The sequence below is a fragment of the Vibrio artabrorum genome, assembly GCF_024347295.1.
In the GTDB taxonomy this organism is placed as follows: Bacteria; Pseudomonadota; Gammaproteobacteria; order Enterobacterales; family Vibrionaceae; genus Vibrio; species Vibrio artabrorum.
In genome coordinates, this window is the sequence record NZ_AP025458.1 from 1,159,817 (window position 1) to 1,177,085 (window position 17,269).

The window sequence follows — 17,269 nt, forward strand, 5'->3', positions numbered from 1 at the left end:
TAATCTATGTTGTAATAATACGTATTAATATGGATCAACATCAATGTATAGAGCCTACGCTGTCCTATTGGCAACCTTATTGGGGTTGTCTGGGTGTGGTAAGAAGCTTCCTCCCGTACCTGACCCCGATTCTAGACCCGCTAAACTTTTCACTGTCTCAGTGGGCAACAATGCCTTTGAGCGTTCCTTTCCTGCGACCACTGAAGCCGGTGATAAGGCAGTGCTTGCATTTCGTGTCCCAGGGTTATTGCAAACCATCGACGTCACTTCTGGGCAAAGGGTTAGCAAGGGCGATAGACTTGCAACGCTTAATCCTGATGAATACCAACTACTCGAGAAGCAAGCGAGAGCCAACTTTAAGCTTGCTGATGTTCAATATCAACGTTCCATCAAGTTACGTAAAGATCGTGTGGTGTCGGAGCAAGATTTTGATCAAGCGAAAGCCAATCACAATTCGGCAAGAGCCCTGTTTAACCAGGCCAAAGCAAACCTTCGCTACACCACTCTCGTTGCACCGTACGATGGCACCATCTCTATTATTCCAGCTGAAAATCATGAATACATTGCAGCTAAACAAGGCGTAATGAATATTCAAACCAATCAAATACTCAAAGTCGTCTTCTTATTGCCCGATCAACTTATTACACGCTTTTCTTCAGGGTTTGAGACGGATGCTACGATGGTATTTGATGCGTTCCCTGACAATTCTTACGTTCTAACGTTCCAAGAAATCGATACTGAAGCTGATCCGAAAACGGGCTCATACAAAGTCACCATGGTCATGGAAAGACCCAATGATGTCGGTATTTTGCCGGGCATGTCTGGCACGGTTAATTTGGTTTCAGCACTAACAGCGGCGACGAAAATTCCAACGTCGGCAATGATGACCAATGGAGATGAGGTGTCAGTATGGCGCGTGAATAGTGACGGCATTGTTGAAAACGTGCCCATTGTGATTGATGACAAGCGTCATATTGTGTCAGGTCTAAACGATGGCGATCGTGTTGTGGTTTCGGGTGTTAATGGTCTTGAAGCGGGTGTCAAAGTTCGTGAGTGGATCAAGGAGAGGGGGCTATAACATGAAAACGCTAAAAGTAGTCGTAGGACTGTCATGCTTGGCTTTAGTGACGGCTTGTGAAGATAAACAAGTGGTGGTCGTCGATAGCACTCCCTTGGTCAAAGCGATTGAGATCTCGGTCATCGATTTTAGCGATAAGCTCTATTTTCCGGCCGTCGCTAATGCCGCAGAGAAAGCGCACCTCAGTTTTCGAGTTGCAGGTGAAATAAATAAGCTGGATGTGAAAGAGGGTGAACGCGTATCTAAAGGAGACATAATTGCAGAGCTAGACCCAACCGATTATCAATTAGATGTGGACAATGCTCAGGCGAGATACACCGTAATAAATAGTCAATACCAACGTTCAAGCCCATTGGTAAAAAAAGGTTTATTAGCCAAGTCTCAGTTTGATGAAATTGCAGCTCAACGTCAAATTGCGTACGCCGAACTTGAATTGGCAACATTGCGTTTGTCGTTCACGAAACTTCGAGCTCCTGTCGATGGGATTATTTCTAGAGTCAGTGTCGATCAGTATGAAAATATTCAGGTTGGCCAACAGGTTGTCAATATCCACAGTGTGGAAGATGTCGAAGTGGTGATACAACTTCCCGATCAAATTTATGTCAATCAACCTAATGAAACACTGCACTCGAATGTTGAAGCCGTGGTGAGAGTGCCAAGCGGTAATGAGTACACCGCGAGTATTAAAGAGTTCACGACCGAGCCAGATCCCAGTACCGGTACCTTTACCGTGACACTTGCGTTACCTATGCCAGCCGATGATTTGATTCTTGACGGTATGGCGGTTGAAGTGACGTCAAGCGGACGCGACATCGGTTTGGATTTGAAAGCAGGAGTATTGGTTCCCATTGAGGCGGTGTTTAATGGCGATGGCGATGAGTTAACGCGCCAGAACTCTTATGTGTGGGTGGTTAACGGCGACAATACCGTCTCGAAGCAACAAGTGGTGTTAGGAAAAGCAAATCAGAAAACATTGCAGATAATGAAAGGATTAGAAACGGGGCAGCATGTCGTTGTTGCAGGCGTATCGCGATTGCGAGATGGGATGACCGTGGAAGTATTGTCTCAGGAGACGAACAATGAGTGAAGTAAATAACAAGCCTCAAAATGACGATCAACAGGGTGATGATCAGATCACAGGTGTGGCTTCTTACTTTATACGTAACAAAGTCATTAGTTGGATGCTATCTCTGATCTTTCTTATTGGTGGTGTTTCTGCGTTCTTCGGTCTGGGTCGTTTAGAAGATCCTGCCTTTACCATCAAAGATGCAATGGTTGTCACCTCGTATCCCGGAGCAACGCCTCAGCAGGTGGAAGAGGAAGTGACTTACCCACTAGAAAAAGCGATTCAACAGCTTACCTATGTCGACGAAGTGAACTCTATCTCTAGCCGTGGCCTGTCTCAGGTAACGGTGACGATGAAGAATAACTATGGCCCGGACGATCTTCCGCAAATTTGGGATGAACTTCGCCGAAAAGTGAATGATCTTAAGGTTGAACTGCCACCCGGCGTCAATGATCCTCAAGTCATCGATGACTTCGGTGACGTTTACGGGATTTTGCTGGCGGTGACGGGTGATGGTTATAGCTACAAAGAGCTGCTCGATTACATTGATTACCTAAGGCGAGAGCTTGAGTTGGTCGATGGAGTCAGTAAGGTCTCCGTTTCTGGCCAACAGCAAGAGCAAGTGTTCATTGAGATATCGATGAAACGAATAAGCTCTCTAGGTCTCTCTCCAAGCACAGTATTCAACCTTTTATCGACTCAAAACATTGTATCAAGTGCTGGTGCGGTCAGAATTGGCGACGAATACATTCGAATCCATCCAACGGGTGAGTTCCAGAATGTTGAACAGCTTGGAGATTTGATTCTGACAGAAGGTGGCGCTCAAGGTCTCATCTATCTCAAAGATGTGGCAAATGTCACCCGTGGTTATGTTGAAGTTCCCAGTAACATCATCGGCTATAACGGCAAGCTCGCACTCAACCTTGGTGTCTCTTTTGCGCAAGGGGTCAACGTGGTTGCAGTTGGCGAAGCCTTTGATCGAAGACTGGCCGAGCTAAAATATCAACAGCCTGTCGGCATTGACATTTCTGAGGTTTATAACCAGCCCAAAGAGGTGGATAAATCGGTCAGTGGATTTGTGGTGAGTTTAGGACAGGCGGTTGCGATCGTCATCATAGTGTTACTGTTCTTTATGGGGCTAAGATCGGGATTGCTGATCGGATTGATATTGCTGTTGACCGTTTTCGGCACCTTTATTTTCATGCAGTATTTCAAAATCGACCTTCAACGTATTTCACTGGGCGCATTGGTTATTGCCTTGGGGATGCTGGTGGATAACGCCATTGTGGTGGTGGAAGGGATATTGATCGGCACGCAGAAGGGGCGGACCCGAATGCAGGCTGCCACCGATATCGTAACCCAAACTAAATGGCCACTGTTGGGGGCGACTGTTATTGCGGTAACGGCTTTTGCTCCAATTGGTTTGTCTGAAGATGCAACGGGCGAATACTGTGGCACCTTGTTTACGGTTCTACTTATCTCCTTGATGCTGAGTTGGTTTACTGCCATCTCGCTCACGCCGTTCTTTGCCGACCTCTTCTTCAGAGGCCAGAAGGTTGACCCCAATAATGACGGCAAAGACCCATACAACGGGATGGTTTTTGTTATCTATAAAAACTTCCTTGAGTTCTGTATGAAACGCGCGTGGCTAACCATGATCGTTTTGGTCATTGGTTTAGGTGCAAGTGTTTACGGTTTTGGTTTTGTGAAACAAGCCTTCTTCCCCTCTTCAACAACACCTATGTTCCAAGTGGATGTTTGGATGCCAGAAGGTACCGATATTCGTGCGACCAATACCAAGCTTAAAGTGCTTGAGAGTTGGTTAGCTAAGCAGGATGAAGTTGAACATATCACGACAACCGCGGGTAAAGGCCTGCAACGTTTCATGCTGACTTATACGCCAGAGAAAAGTTACAGTGCATACGGCGAGATAACGGTTCGTGTGAAGAGCTACGAAGTACTTGAAGGGCTAATGAAACGCTTCCGTGATCATGTAAATGGTCAGTTCCCAGAGATCGACTACAAGCTTAAACAGATCGAATTAGGTCCTGGTGGCGGTGCGAAAATTGAAGCGCGAATTGTGGGTTCTGATCCAACGGTTTTACGTTCAATCGCTGCTCAAGTGATGGACATTATGCGAGCTGATGAAGGCGCGTTTAACGTTCGTCACGATTGGCGTGAAAGAACGAAGGTATTAGCGCCGCAATTCAATGAAAGCCAAGCGCGTCGTTATGGTATTACCAAATCTGACGTTGATGATTTCTTAGCGATGTCTTTTTCGGGTAAGTCGATTGGTGTGTACCGTGATGGTACGACGCTAATGCCTATTGTGGCGCGTTTACCTGAAGATGAACGTGTCGATATCCGTAATATTGAAGGTATGAAGATCTGGAGCCCTGCATTAAATGAATACATTCCCCTGCAACAAGTCACGTTAGGTTATGAGCTAGAATGGGAAGATCCACTGATCATCCGTAAAAACCGTAAGCGTATGCTGACAGTGATGGCGGACCCGGATCTACTGGGTGAAGAAACAGCGTCGACTCTACAGAAACGTTTACAACCCCAAATTGAAGCGATTGAGATGCCACCAGGTTACTCACTGGAATGGGGAGGGGAATATGAGTCGTCAGCCGATGCTCAGGCCTCATTATTTACCACTATGCCTTTGGGTTATTTGTTTATGTTCTTGATTACCGTGTTCTTGTTTAACTCGGTAAAAGAACCACTGATTGTTTGGCTAACGGTGCCATTGGCGTTGATAGGGGTTACAACGGGATTACTGGCCTTAAATACCCCATTTGGTTTCATGGCACTGTTGGGCTTCTTGAGCTTATCTGGCATGCTACTCAAAAATGGTATCGTACTGCTTGATCAAATTGAAATCGAAATGAAATCAGGTAAAGATCCCTATATCGCGATTGTTGATGCAGCGTTAAGCCGTGTCCGTCCTGTGTGCATGGCGGCGATCACTACCATTCTTGGTATGATCCCTTTATTGCCAGATATCTTCTTCAAACCAATGGCGGTTACCATCATGTTTGGTTTGGGGTTTGCAACAGTGTTGACGCTGATCGTAGTACCTGTTCTGTATCGCTTATTTCACAAAATCGAAGTCAATTAACCTTTGAAAGAAAGCCCTAATTTAGGGCTTTCTTTTTATCTGTAACGATGGAAAGGGACCATAGATATGGAAACAAGTTCAGCCGATAAAACATGTGCATGGGCGCTTAAACACGAACTTGAAAGGGAGTATCACGATAAGGAGTGGGGCGTACCTGTTTACGATGACCAAATATTGTTTGAGTTCATTACCTTAGAGGGGGCACAAGCGGGTCTTAGCTGGATTACGATCCTCAAAAAGCGTGAAGGCTATCGTGCCGCATTTGATGATTACGACCTCAACAAGTTAGCTGAGTTCAATGAAGACAACGTGCCACACATCATTGAACATTTCGATGTGGTTAAACACAAGGGTAAGATTGCGTCGGTATACAATAATGCACGAGCGACGCTTGAATTACAGAGAGAGTTCGGTTCTCTATCAAATGCCTTATGGCAATTTGTCGACAACAAGGTGGTTGATAATCCGTGGACTGAGATGTCTCAAGTTCCGGCTTCTACTGAGCAATCTAAAGCAATGAGCAAGTTTTTGAAGAAAAGAGGTTTTAAGTTTGTGGGGGAAACCATCTGTTACGCGTTTATGCAAGCAACCGGTATGGTGAATGACCATGTGCAAGGCTGCCCTCGAAAATAAACGTATCATCCATTTTATGGTGAGAAATGATGCCGTAGGAGCGAAGGTTTTAATGGCTCCGTTTTACAGAAAAGGCAGGATATCCCTGCCTTTTTTCAACGATTGATTTTACATTTAGGTTAAATCAGAGCGCTGTATCGCTCTAAACCGGCTTTGAGATCGGCAATCAGGTCATCGACATCCTCTAAGCCAATATGGACGCGGATTAAGGTACCTTCGAAATTAGGATTGGCTACAGTTCTCAAACTGTCAAAGCTGTTGGGTTCATTAGCGAGAATCAAACTCTCAAAGCCGCCCCATGAGTAACCCATACTAAAGTGCGTCATCCCATCAAGCAGTGCCGTGGTAGCTTGAGTATTTGAGCTTTTTAACACAAAAGAGAACAAGCCATTGCCACCCGTGAAATCGCGTTTAAAGAACTCATGGCCTGGGCAAGATTCAAGAGCTGGGTGACGTACATGGTCGACTTCTGGACGAGTTTCTAACCATTTCGCTACTTTCAAGCTATTCTCTGCGTGTTGGCGTAGTCGAACATCAAGTGTACGAATGCCACGAAGTGCAAGGTAAGCATCATCAGGTGAGACACATTGCCCCATCAAGTAACTCTGCTCTCTTAACTGGTCCCAACATTTCTCATTGGCGACAGCAGTACCTAACATCACATCAGAGTGACCAACAATGTATTTGGTTGCGGCTTGGATTGAAATATCAACGCCAAAATCAAACGCTGAGAAGTTAACACCTGCAGCCCAAGTGTTATCAAGCATAACGATAATCTCATGCTCGTGGGCAATACGCGCAAGCGTTGGAATGTCTTGAACTTCCATGGTGACTGAACCCGGAGACTCGGTAAACAACACTTTGGTGTTTGGTTGGATGAGGCCTTGAATACCTTCACCAATAGTCGGTGGGTAGTAGGTGGTCTCTACCCCCATCTTCTTCATGATGGTGTCACAAAAATCGCGAGTAGGTTCGTAACAAGTGTCGACCATCAAAATATGATCACCGGTTTCTACAAAAGAGAGGAGGGCATTCGAAATAGCAGCGGTCCCACAAGGGTACAGTGCACACCCCGCCCCGCCCTCTATTTCAACCATTGCATCTTGAAAAGCAAAGTGTGTATTTGTTCCACGACGTCCGTAAAAAAGTGTTTTGTTAGCACGATTTATCGTAGCTTTGCGTTTTTCTTCTACTGAGTTAAACACAACAGTTGAAGCGCGTTGCACTGGTGGGTTAACAACACCATTCGTCCACTTCTTATCACGACCTGCGGTGATGAGCTTAGTGGTTTTGTTCTCGGACATACTGTGAATTCCTTATCAATCGGTTATGCCCTATTTAAAACATGCGAGTAGCCATTAAAGCAAGAGGATAACGTGAGTTTTTACTGTTTTTATTCCGCATTTTAATATTTTCCGCCTTTGAGAGGAAAACGTTAAAAAGCGAACGGTAGGAGGGGAGCCGGAATCATCGTCAGTCGGCGAACTTACGAATTTTAAAGCAATGGGTTAAATAAATAGAACAATCTTTCAAAAAAGCGATTGCGTAAGTTTCGTTGCTCCCAAATATCTAATTCCACTGGATGAGACGATTCAATATAGGATTGTTGTAGATCAAATAATTGTTTGGTGAAATGCACATCATCAACAGCAAGCGTCACTTCAAAGTTAAGCCATAGGCTACGCATGTCGATGTTGACGGTACCAATTAAGCAAAACTCCTCATCGATTACTACCGATTTTGTGTGAAGAAGGCCACCGTAAAACTCGTAGACTTTTACGCCAGCTTCAAGCAGTTCAGTATAGAAGGCACGAGATGCCCATTTGACCATCAATGAGTCATTATTATGGGGGATGATAAGCTCTACTTTGACCCCACGCTGAGCGGTCATCTTAAGCGTCTCAAGCAAGTCGGCACTTGGAACAAAATAGGGGGTGGTGATCCGAACAGAACGATTCGCCTGATTGATGGCAATGGTCAACACTTGTAAGATCAAATATTCGGGCATGCCCGGCCCGGACGGAACCACCTGAACAGGGTGGTGTGTCATTATTTCTTCAATCGGACATTCAGGCAAATCGGGAAGAATTCGCTCGCCTGTTTCAACTTCCCAATCCCAGCCATGGATAGCCGACAGCACGTTAACGGTCGGACCGGTCACTCGAACCATGACGTCGATCCATTGACCAACCCCTGAACTCTGTTTGAAATGCGCGGGATCGACCATATTCATTGAACCAGTATAGGCGATGGATTCGTCGATCACGATGATCTTACGATGCTGTCTTAAATCTAAGCGTCGTAAAAAAATACGCCATGGGCTGACTTCCAGAGCTTGTACGACTTGGACTCCCGCGTTCTCCATCATTGATCGCCAATGACTTTTGAAAAAACGAGGGCTGCCGGCTGAATCCAGTAACACCTTAACATCGACGCCGCGTTTAGCCGCGCGAATAAGGGCGGACGCTACAGAGTCGGTTAGGCCTCCGGGATGCCAAATATAGAAAACCATCTTGATACTGGTTTGTGCATTTTCTATGTCTTCAATGATTGAGTGTAGGATCTCGTTGGGTGACGCTTGTAATGATAGCGTGTTACCACTAAGTGCCGGTATCCCCATTCTATTGTTACAGAGTTCATCAATTTTGTGGATTGGAGAACCGACTTCGCCGGGAAGGTGAACTTGGCAATCATTTAATTGGCGAAACCAAGCCTCGAAAGGAGCAAACATGTGATGTGCGCGCTCAGCTCTTTTTCGGCCTAGATTTAGCTCGCCGAATAGGAAATAACAAGCGACGCCAACAATTGGGATAATGTAGATAACCATTAGCCACGCAAGCGAAACGCTAACAGAGCGTCGTTTTAGTACGACACGAAACGTTACACCGGCTACGAGAACCCAGTACAAGCCAACAGAAGCTAAAGTTAAAAAATGGTAGAGCTTTTCCACATCGAATACTCGAAAAAAGGGATAGCTAGATAGTAATGCTATTTCATGGATATGGGAATTTAACGAATCAACTATTTACAAAATGGAGTGAGGATGTAGCTCAAGTTTCAGTTGTTAAATTTAGGTTAACAAGGTAGGAAAACGATTGCTTTGTGCGAAAGTTCGCCATTCGACCATAAGCTTTTACATAGGTAACGAAATATGTACGGTTCGGACTTCCAATTTTATTCTTAAACTGGTTTACTTGCTAAATAATGAGCGTCAACCAAATTTTTAGGTGTGTAAACTTTTTTTTACGCCTTATCTTTTTAAAGACGCCACCCAAAGCAATACATAACATCATATAACACAAAAGTTTGGAGTACACGTGGCTACGAGTAATACACCCACAACACCCCGCGATACCTGGGGTTCGAAGTTAGGATTCGTAATGGCTGCAGCAGGTTCTGCTGTTGGTCTTGGTAACATTTGGAAATTTCCATACACAGCAGGCGAAAGTGGCGGCGGTGCCTTTGTTGCGATTTACCTGTTTTTTGTAATATTTATCGGTTTTAGTGTCATGCTAACTGAATTTGCGATTGGTCGTCATACGCAAAAATCAGCAGTAGGTGCATTTAAATCAACAGACCGTCGTTGGACATTCGCTGGTGTTATTGGTGTGATCAGTGGCTTGCTTATTATGGGTTTTTACCCAGTCGTTGGCGGGTGGTCAATTGCTTACATTGGTAAAGTTGCGGGCGGTCTTCTTGATACACCTGAAGTGATCGGTGATAGCTTTGGTGGCTTTATCTCGGATCCAGTTCAGCCCTTAATGTGGATGGGCTTATACTTATTGCTGAACGTCGTCATCGTGATGAAAGGTATCTCGGGTGGTATTGAGAAAGCCGGCAAAGTTTTGATGCCACTTCTTTTTATTATCCTTATTGTTGTGTCAATTAAAGGCATCATGCTTCCGGGTGCGATGGCGGGCCTTGAATTCCTATTCAGCCCAGACTTTTCTAAAGTTGATAGCAACGTTATCTTAGCGGCGCTAGGCCAAGCATTCTTCTCTTTGAGCCTTGGTATGGGTTGTATGATGACATACGGTTCTTACCTTAAGAAGAAAGAGAACTTAATTCAGACTACGGCAATGGTAACAGCAATGGATACTGGTGTTGCTATTCTTGCTGGCATCGCAATGTTCCCTGCTATGTTCGCATTCGGCATGGAGCCTGCGGCAGGACCTGGTTTGGTCTTTGTTGTCGTTCCTCAGCTATTTGCTGAAATGGGTGGCGTAATTGGTCTTATTTTTGCTCTGATGTTCTTCGTTGGTTTGAGTGTTGCTGCACTCACTTCTTCAGTCTCTTTGCTGGAAGTTGTGGTGGCTTACCTAATCGATGAGAAAGGCATGAAACGTGTAACGGCTGTGCTGTCTGCAAGTGTCGTTATGGCGATTCTATGTATCTTCGCTTCTCTGTCACTTGGTGGCTTTGGTCCAACGCTGTTTGATACAGGCGCATTTGATATCTTCGATCTACTAACGGATAAGATTTTCCTTGCTGTTGGCGGTATGTTGGTATGTATCTTCGCTGGCTGGAGACTTAACCGTGCCGATTTAGAGAAAGAAATTACCAACGATGGTGAGCTTTCTTTCCCTCTATTCGGTTTGTGGTACACGCTTGTTAAGTTTATCATCCCTGTGGCTATCGCAATTGTTGCGTTCATGGGTATCTCTTCTGGCTTCGAAAGCGGTAAGGGTGCAATCATGTTACTGGGTATTGGTATCATCGCTGTCGCTGCATTATTTTCTAAAAAGTTTTAATTGCAGTCAGTTAAGTCAATAAAAACGGAAGCGAAAGGCTTCCGTTTTTTTATGCCTAATACTTAATTATCAGCGAAAAATAAAAAACGAGGCTCACTAAAGTTATCCGTCATCTAGCCGATATAATGAGTATTGAGGACTGTTTGAGTCGGTGTTTTTATTTAAGAAGGTTTAGTGTGAAATTATCTGTAAGAAAGAAACTTTATTTAGGGTTTGGGGCAATATTAGCGGTGCTAATAGCGTTGGCGAGCGTTGTGTGGTTAGAAGTAAGTAACGCATATAAGAGCGCCGATGAAGTTAGAACGGATGATGTTCCCGGTACCATCACTTACCTTCTATTGATTGATGACGCTGGAGATGTATACCGTGATGCGTTGGCAACGCTCACACAAGTTGATAATGCATCAAACGATTATCGTTCGAGTAAGCATGATTTTGCACAGTCTATTGAACAAATAAAACAGCTAGAAAGCCGTGGCTCAGATGATTATCGTCGAATCCAGAAAATCGAAGACTTGATGGCGAATTTTACTCAAGTATTTGAAAATAAGCTTATGCCGATGATTCACGATGACGTGGCGATGTTGTCCAATATTAAGCAGCTGAGAACCCTGTACGAACAAAACCTGATTCCAATTGAGACTATGCTAAGTCAAGCTTCTGCGAGTGAGAGAAAGGACACCGGTCTATCTTTGTCAACTTTAACCGATTCACTTAAAGCTATTGAGCGATCCATCATGACATTGTCGGCGATCGCTATTTTGTTTGGTTGTGGTATCGCATTTCTATTGTCTCGTTCTATTACTAACCGTTTAACTCGTGTTGAACAAGTTGCGCGACGAGTAGCAAATGGTGACCTGACAGCCGAGAATATCGTTGATGATTCCGGTGATGAGTTAGCGGATCTGGCGATGTCTGTTAATCAGATGCAAAAATCACTAGTCAGTCTTTTGAAGTCGATCTCTTCTGTCACTCATCAAGTTCAATCGGTGACCGGTGAGCTATCATCCATCAGTCACGACATTGTTTCTGGTGCTTCCGCTCAAGCGGATAAGGCTCACTTGATTGCAACGGCAGCTGAAGAGCTAAGTTTGACTATATCTGAAGTCGCGCAACAAGGCACTTCTACTTATGAAGAAGCTCGTCGCTCTGAAACGTCTGCAGAAGATGGCCGCAACGTGATTGTTGAGATGGTGGCGAGTATTCAGCAAGTGTCGACTCAAATGAGCGATATGTCTCTGCAAATGAATACACTGGGTTCACACGGTGAGCAGATTGGCAGCGTGATTAAAGTCATTGAAGATATTGCTGAGCAAACCAACCTATTAGCTTTGAATGCAGCCATTGAAGCGGCGCGTGCGGGTGAGTTTGGACGTGGTTTTGCGGTTGTAGCGGATGAAGTTCGAGCGCTAGCTGAGAGAACCACGAAAGCCACACAAGAAGTGTCTGGCATTATTCAGTCGATTCAATCCGGAACACAAGAAGCGGTCACCTTTACTCAAGATAACTGCCGCTTGGTTGAGATTGGGGTCGAGCAAAGTTCCGGAGCGGTTTCAGCATTGGAAGCAATTGTCAGCGGTGCAGGTAACGTGCAAAGTATGATTAACTCTATCGCGACAGCAGCCGAAGAACAGACAGCGGTAACGAAAGAAATTGCAGCCGATATTACCGCGATCAGTGACATCTCTGAACAGTCATTACAGCTGGCTACCCGCAGCTCTGAAAACACTTTAGGTTTGAATGCAAAAGTTGCTGAGCTAGAAGCCTTGGTTAATAAGTTCAAACTTGCTTAATTCGCATTGGAAGGGATAGAGACCTAACCGTGTAAGTGGACGATGGAAAGAGAAGCCCAATGATTCAATATTTATTGAGTGAGTTGGGCTTTTTCGTTGCTGGAATCTGGGTTCAGACGCGGTATACTCCACGCTCTACAATGGAGCTAGCCTTGACATGTTCGATATTCTTCTGAACCACTCTGATTTTTTACTTATCAATAAGCATCCTGGAGTCAGCGTCCACAAAGACGATGGCGATACCATGTTGCTTCAAGAAGTTGCTAATGCAATCAATGAGCCTAAGCTGTATCTGGTTCATCGACTTGATAAAATGACCTCAGGTATTCTGCTGCTGGCAAAAAATGCGTCGGCGGCGAGCGAGCTTTCACAGCTATTTGCAAAGCGTGAAGTAGAAAAATACTACCTTGCGATTGGTTCTAAGAAGCCAAAGAAAAAGCAAGGTTTGATCTCAGGAGACATGGAGCGTTCACGACGCTCAAGTTGGAAACTTCTGACATCCAAAGAGAACCCTGCGATCACGCAGTTTTTATCCGCAACAGCTGACCCCGGTGAGCGTCTACTTTTATGTAAACCCTATACAGGGCGAACTCACCAGATCCGTGTCGCGATGAAGTCGATCGGCTCAGCCATTGTTGGTGACCCTATTTATAATCCATCGAGTGAGGCTGACAGAGGTTATCTGCATGCCTTCGCGATTCGATTTACCTATCAATCACAAGCCTACGAATATGTCTGCGATCCAAGAAGCCTAAACTCCTTGGGTGAGAAGTGGCATCAGGAAACCGTGTCGTACGGTTTGGACCGTTGGCTTGAACCTTGGTCATTAACGTGGCCAAAGCTAAACACTAAGTGAGTGAAATAATGGAAGCATCAGCTTTACCTCTGTTTTTTAGTCATATTGAACAGCAACTGAATGAAGTACCAAACGAACTACGTCGTATTTTTCACGGCCGCGGTAAGTTTTGGCCTGGGCTCGAACAACTGACATGTGACTGGGTTGATGGACAGCTACTGGTTAACGTGTTTAAAGAGGTAGACGACGAATTCTTGTCATCTCTAAAAGCGGGGTTGGTTGAACTTACTAACAAAGATATATGGCAATCAAAGCCGGGCACAAGCATTGTTCTGCAACACCGTTATGCCGATGGTGCACCTTCAGAGGTTCTATGGGGTGAACTCAATGACTCTCCGGTTGTGGTTGAGCATGGTCTTAAATACCAATTAGACATTGGCCGTAATCAGAACTTCGGTTTGTTTCTAGACATGCGTCATGGTCGCCAATGGGTACAAGATAATGCTAAGGATAAGAACGTTCTTAACCTGTTCGCATACACTTGTGGCTTCTCAGTAGCGGCTATCGCTGGTGGTGCTCGTCAATGCATGAACGTGGATATGTCTCGTGGCTCGCTAAACAAAGGCCGCGATAACCACCGTCTGAATGATCACGATATGCGCTCGGTTAATTTCCTTGGCTACGATATCTTTAAGTCGTGGGGGAAAATCAATAAAGGCGGCCCTTACGAGCTCGTTATCATCGATCCGCCGTCGTTCCAAAAAGGCAGCTTTGCTTTAACTAAAGACTACAAAAAAATCTTACGTCGTTTACCTGAGCTTTTAACAGAAGGTGGAGAAGTGATTGCTTGTGTGAACTCACCGGCAGTATCACCAAACTTCCTGATTGAGACGATGGCAGAAGAAGCACCAAGCGTTGAATTCGTTGAACGTCTGGACAACCCGCCTGAGTTTGTCGATGTCGACCTTGATTCAAGCTTGAAGGTGTTGAGATTTAAAATTAGCGCTTCTGCAGATGCCTAATTAGGTTTAAGTATTAGCTAGAATATAACAACGCCGCTCATCTGAGCGGCGTTTTTTTCTATGAGGAATCACGACTCTAGTATTAGGTGGTTTGATTCTTGAGTGTCTGGAACCCAAAATAGATACGCATAAATGTGGTTAGCCAACACGCCGCACCAAAGGTGTAAGCGATGACCGCAAAGTGCTCGGGCCAAATACAGAACGCGATGAAACAGGCGATGGTTTCTGTGCCTTCGGTTAATCCTGACATGTAGTAGAGAGACTTATGTTTATAGACGGGGTTTTCGATGCCTCGTTTGCCCGCCATAACGGCAAACGCTAAAAAGCTACTGCCTGTGCCAATAAAAGAGAAGATCAAAAATGCACCGGCAATGGCGTTGTGTTCAGGGTTGGCAATCACAAAACCAAATGGGATTAATGAGTAGAAAAGGAAATCGAGACTGATGTCAAGAAACCCCCCCGCGTCGCTAATGCCTTGGATTCGAGCTAACGCCCCATCCAGCCCATCACACACTCTGTTAAAGACGATAAAGCCTAAAGCCCACTCGTATTGCTCAAATGCCAATGCCGGAAACGCTAAGCACCCGACCAGAAAGCCAAATAGGGTAGTTTGATTCGCTTTGATACCAAATTGATTCAATAATTTTGCTGATTGGTTCAATGGCCACTTAATGACCTTGATGGCGTACTTATCCAGCATTGTTACTCCTCCATGGCCAAGACAGTACTTCTGCCCCTTGAGGCACGTCAGCTTCGTCGTGCGTGACCATTAGTGTTGGGATATTCGCTTTGGTCAGTTGTTCAAACACCCAATCGCGAAATTGCGCTCTTAATTCTTGGTCCAGTTTACTGAACGGTTCGTCAAGCAGGGCGAGTTTCGGCTTGGCTAGTAACATACGAGTTAAGCTGATTCTGGCGCGTTGACCACCAGATATTTGATCGGGGAAAGACTCAGCCAAGTGAGTCAGTTCAATGTCTTCTAATGCGTCCATTGCTTGCTGTTGGCGAGCGGAACCTTTAACAGAGTTAGGTAACGAAAAAGCCAAGTTTTCCCATACTTTGAGGTGCGGAAACAACAAGTCATCTTGAAATAAAATACCGACTTCACGTTGATGTGAAGGCTGGTTATCCAACGGAATGTCGTTTAACACAATGGTGCCTGAATATGAAAACTCTTCACTTAAGTGACCCGCAATCGCATCCAGTAAGGTTGACTTTCCGCAACCACTCGGCCCCATCAAAGCCAGTATTTGGCCAGATTCCAATGTTACGTTTAGCGCTGAGAACAGCGAATTCCCATCGGTTTTACGGATGGTGAGGTCGTTGAGGTACAGACTCATTACTTAGTAAACCTTTAAAAGTAAGACGGCGATATCTAAGTTGAAGTCGGTTGACTCCTATCGCTAGAGAGAAAAAGAATAGGGGTAATAAAGCCTGCCAGAGCGCATAGATTGCGGTTACTCTGCGGTCGAAGCCACTCGAAAGGGCGACCGCTTCTGTCGTGATAGTACTGACGCGCCCGGCACCGAGTATTAACGTTGGTAGGTACTGAGCGAAACTGACACTAATCCCAACGGCCCAGGCAAAAGCGATAGCGGGCAGCAAAATAGGCAGCTTAATCGAACACCAACTTTGAAACGGTGATTTACCTAAGCTTAGCGAGGCTTTAATCAGACCATTGTTGAAGCTTTTCCATGGGCCGTCCAAAGACAGATATACAAATGGGAAAGCAAAGAAAACATGCGCCCAAATCACCCAAAACTGATAGGCACTGCTGCCGATGTATAGCGTAGTGATTTGCAGACCAAACAATACCGAGAGTTGAGGTATTAACATAGGGATAGCGATAATAAAGCCCGGAACTTGCCATTTGTATTTCATTTGGTATTCGTGAGCAATTAGTGCAAGTAACAAAGCAACGGATGCGGCAATAAGACCGATCCACAAGCTTTGGCCAATGGTACCTAGGATGCTGTCCCACTCATACTCCCAAAATTGTATTGTGTATTGGCTCGGTAATATGTCCGGAAAACGCCAACGTTGGGCAATGCTCCAGATCATCATCAATGGAAAAATGAAGAGTGACAATGCCGTAAGAGCAGAAAAGATCGCTTTCCCGGGTAAACGCCCCCCAGTTCTACCTGAATACTGCCAAGTTCTACAGTGCTTGATAATGACCCATTCAATGAAACGAGCAAAGACGATGGTAAGCGATGCCAAGCCAAACAAAACAATCGCACCAGCGGCGGCCCGTGGTAATAAATTAAGGTTTGAGTCGTTAAACCATTGCCATACTAAGGTGGCAAAAGTCGGCGGGTTGGTCGGGCCAATAATCAATGCAATATCGACAACCGATACGCTATAAGCGAGCACAGCCAGCATTGGGAAACGAAGCTTAGTAAACCATTGTGGAAAAATACATTTCCACCAGATCTGAGCACGGTTATAACCCAGCGATGCACTGACCTTAGTGATACGTTCTACATCAATTTGCTGCAGTATCGATATGCTCATCAGCAATAAGAAGGGGACTTCCTTGAGTGCGAGCATAATGATTAAGCCGAACGCGTATGGATCTTTTACCAATAACGCCAGTTCAGAGCTGGTAGCAGACTCGCCGAGCAAGTGATGTACGGCTCTTGCGCCAAGCCCCGTTGGGCTAAACAGAAAAGCAAAGCCGATAGCGAAAGCCACATGCGGAATGGCAAGCATTGGTGATAGCGTTAACTCAATTTTTCTCCAAAACTTGTTTCCCCAAGAGGCTTGAAGAATGCAAAAGGTTAGGAAGCAGGCAATATAGCTGCTTGCAATCGCTGAACCTAGGCTTAAGCCAATAGAGTGCCAAGCCCCTTCCCATTGAAAGACTTGGCTAAAACCGTTGAGTGTTGGCTTCTCTAAACCTAGTGGCGGGATGAAACTCAACGAAGAAGCGATCACTCCCGCTATCCCAGGGATTGTTGGGATAATGCACACTGCTATAACGACTAAATATAGGGCGCGTAACAT

13 protein-coding genes are annotated in these 17,269 nt (G+C 45.2%); 8 read left to right on the plus strand and 5 right to left on the minus strand.

All coding sequences use genetic code 11. The annotated features are described in order from the left end of the window. The first annotated feature begins 43 nt into the window (after positions 1 to 43). The 4 genes from OCU36_RS05435 to OCU36_RS05450 all read left to right on the plus strand — a co-directional run bounded on the left by OCU36_RS05435 (position 44) and on the right by OCU36_RS05450 (position 5,901). Positions 44 to 1,078, plus strand: coding sequence for an efflux RND transporter periplasmic adaptor subunit (locus OCU36_RS05435; protein WP_261839380.1), 1,035 nt, complete (start codon positions 44 to 46; stop codon positions 1,076 to 1,078). Between the two features lies 1 nt (position 1,079). After that, a complete protein-coding gene (locus tag OCU36_RS05440) occupies positions 1,080 to 2,165 on the plus strand; it encodes an efflux RND transporter periplasmic adaptor subunit (RefSeq protein ID WP_261839381.1) in 1,086 nt (361 codons plus the stop codon). Next, the gene (locus OCU36_RS05445) at positions 2,158 to 5,268 is read left to right on the plus strand and encodes an efflux RND transporter permease subunit (protein WP_261839382.1); all 3,111 of its coding nucleotides are present in this window, start codon (positions 2,158 to 2,160) and stop codon (positions 5,266 to 5,268) included. The genes OCU36_RS05440 and OCU36_RS05445 overlap by 8 nt, the downstream gene beginning before the upstream one ends. A gap of 66 nt (positions 5,269 to 5,334) precedes the next feature. Continuing rightward, the gene (locus tag OCU36_RS05450; RefSeq protein ID WP_261839383.1) at positions 5,335 to 5,901 is read left to right on the plus strand and encodes a DNA-3-methyladenine glycosylase I; all 567 of its coding nucleotides are present in this window, start codon (positions 5,335 to 5,337) and stop codon (positions 5,899 to 5,901) included. 119 nt (positions 5,902 to 6,020) lie between these two features. On the opposite strand, the gene OCU36_RS05455 is transcribed toward OCU36_RS05450, so the two are convergent. Together OCU36_RS05455 and cls are read right to left on the minus strand one after the other, a co-directional pair. Next, positions 6,021 to 7,205, minus strand: coding sequence for a cystathionine beta-lyase (locus OCU36_RS05455; protein ID WP_261839384.1), 1,185 nt, complete (start codon positions 7,203 to 7,205; stop codon positions 6,021 to 6,023). Between the two features lie 191 nt (positions 7,206 to 7,396). Then, positions 7,397 to 8,851, minus strand: coding sequence for a cardiolipin synthase (cls, locus tag OCU36_RS05460; RefSeq protein WP_261839385.1), 1,455 nt, complete (start codon positions 8,849 to 8,851; stop codon positions 7,397 to 7,399). A 367-nt stretch (positions 8,852 to 9,218) separates the two neighbouring features. Here cls and OCU36_RS05465 point away from each other — a divergent pair, with 367 nt between their 5' ends. The 4 genes from OCU36_RS05465 to OCU36_RS05480 all read left to right on the plus strand — a co-directional run bounded on the left by OCU36_RS05465 (position 9,219) and on the right by OCU36_RS05480 (position 14,263). Continuing rightward, positions 9,219 to 10,652, plus strand: coding sequence for a sodium-dependent transporter (locus tag OCU36_RS05465; protein ID WP_261839386.1), 1,434 nt, complete (start codon positions 9,219 to 9,221; stop codon positions 10,650 to 10,652). Between the two features lie 176 nt (positions 10,653 to 10,828). After that, complete coding sequence (locus OCU36_RS05470; protein WP_261839387.1) at positions 10,829 to 12,445, plus strand: methyl-accepting chemotaxis protein; 1,617 nt, start codon at positions 10,829 to 10,831, stop codon at positions 12,443 to 12,445. Between the two features lie 157 nt (positions 12,446 to 12,602). Next, positions 12,603 to 13,301, plus strand: coding sequence for a TIGR01621 family pseudouridine synthase (locus tag OCU36_RS05475; RefSeq protein WP_261839388.1), 699 nt, complete (start codon positions 12,603 to 12,605; stop codon positions 13,299 to 13,301). A gap of 8 nt (positions 13,302 to 13,309) precedes the next feature. Next, positions 13,310 to 14,263 (plus strand): class I SAM-dependent methyltransferase, encoded by a 954-nt coding sequence (locus OCU36_RS05480; protein ID WP_261839389.1) that lies wholly within the window; start codon positions 13,310 to 13,312, stop codon positions 14,261 to 14,263. Positions 14,264 to 14,345: 82 nt separating this feature from the next. On the opposite strand, the gene OCU36_RS05485 is transcribed toward OCU36_RS05480, so the two are convergent. The 3 genes from OCU36_RS05485 to OCU36_RS05495 are packed head-to-tail and all read right to left on the minus strand — an operon-like array spanning position 14,346 to position 17,269. After that, the gene (locus OCU36_RS05485) at positions 14,346 to 14,963 is read right to left on the minus strand and encodes a CDP-alcohol phosphatidyltransferase family protein (protein ID WP_261839390.1); all 618 of its coding nucleotides are present in this window, start codon (positions 14,961 to 14,963) and stop codon (positions 14,346 to 14,348) included. Continuing rightward, entirely contained in the window at positions 14,953 to 15,603 is a 651-nt protein-coding gene (locus tag OCU36_RS05490; protein WP_261839391.1) for an ATP-binding cassette domain-containing protein, read from the minus strand. Before OCU36_RS05490 ends, OCU36_RS05485 begins: the two co-directional genes overlap by 11 nt. Next, on the minus strand, positions 15,569 to 17,269 hold the full coding sequence (locus OCU36_RS05495; RefSeq protein ID WP_261839392.1) for an ABC transporter permease: 1,701 nt from the start codon (positions 17,267 to 17,269) through the stop codon (positions 15,569 to 15,571). The genes OCU36_RS05490 and OCU36_RS05495 overlap by 35 nt, the downstream gene beginning before the upstream one ends.

Excerpts from the sequence above, each read along its gene's own strand:
- OCU36_RS05435 (WP_261839380.1), top strand. The coding sequence starts at position 44 with ATGTATAGAGCCTACGCTGTCCTATTGGCAACCTTATTGGGGTTGTCT.
- OCU36_RS05440 (WP_261839381.1), top strand. The coding sequence starts at position 1,080 with ATGAAAACGCTAAAAGTAGTCGTAGGACTGTCATGCTTGGCTTTAGTG.
- OCU36_RS05445 (WP_261839382.1), top strand. The coding sequence starts at position 2,158 with ATGAGTGAAGTAAATAACAAGCCTCAAAATGACGATCAACAGGGTGAT.
- OCU36_RS05450 (WP_261839383.1), top strand. The coding sequence starts at position 5,335 with ATGGAAACAAGTTCAGCCGATAAAACATGTGCATGGGCGCTTAAACAC.
- OCU36_RS05455 (WP_261839384.1), bottom strand. The coding sequence starts at position 7,205 with ATGTCCGAGAACAAAACCACTAAGCTCATCACCGCAGGTCGTGATAAG.
- OCU36_RS05475 (WP_261839388.1), top strand. The coding sequence starts at position 12,603 with ATGTTCGATATTCTTCTGAACCACTCTGATTTTTTACTTATCAATAAG.
- OCU36_RS05480 (WP_261839389.1), top strand. The coding sequence starts at position 13,310 with ATGGAAGCATCAGCTTTACCTCTGTTTTTTAGTCATATTGAACAGCAA.
- OCU36_RS05485 (WP_261839390.1), bottom strand. The coding sequence starts at position 14,963 with ATGCTGGATAAGTACGCCATCAAGGTCATTAAGTGGCCATTGAACCAA.
- OCU36_RS05490 (WP_261839391.1), bottom strand. The coding sequence starts at position 15,603 with ATGAGTCTGTACCTCAACGACCTCACCATCCGTAAAACCGATGGGAAT.
- OCU36_RS05495 (WP_261839392.1), bottom strand. The coding sequence starts at position 17,269 with ATGTTACGCGCCCTATATTTAGTCGTTATAGCAGTGTGCATTATCCCA.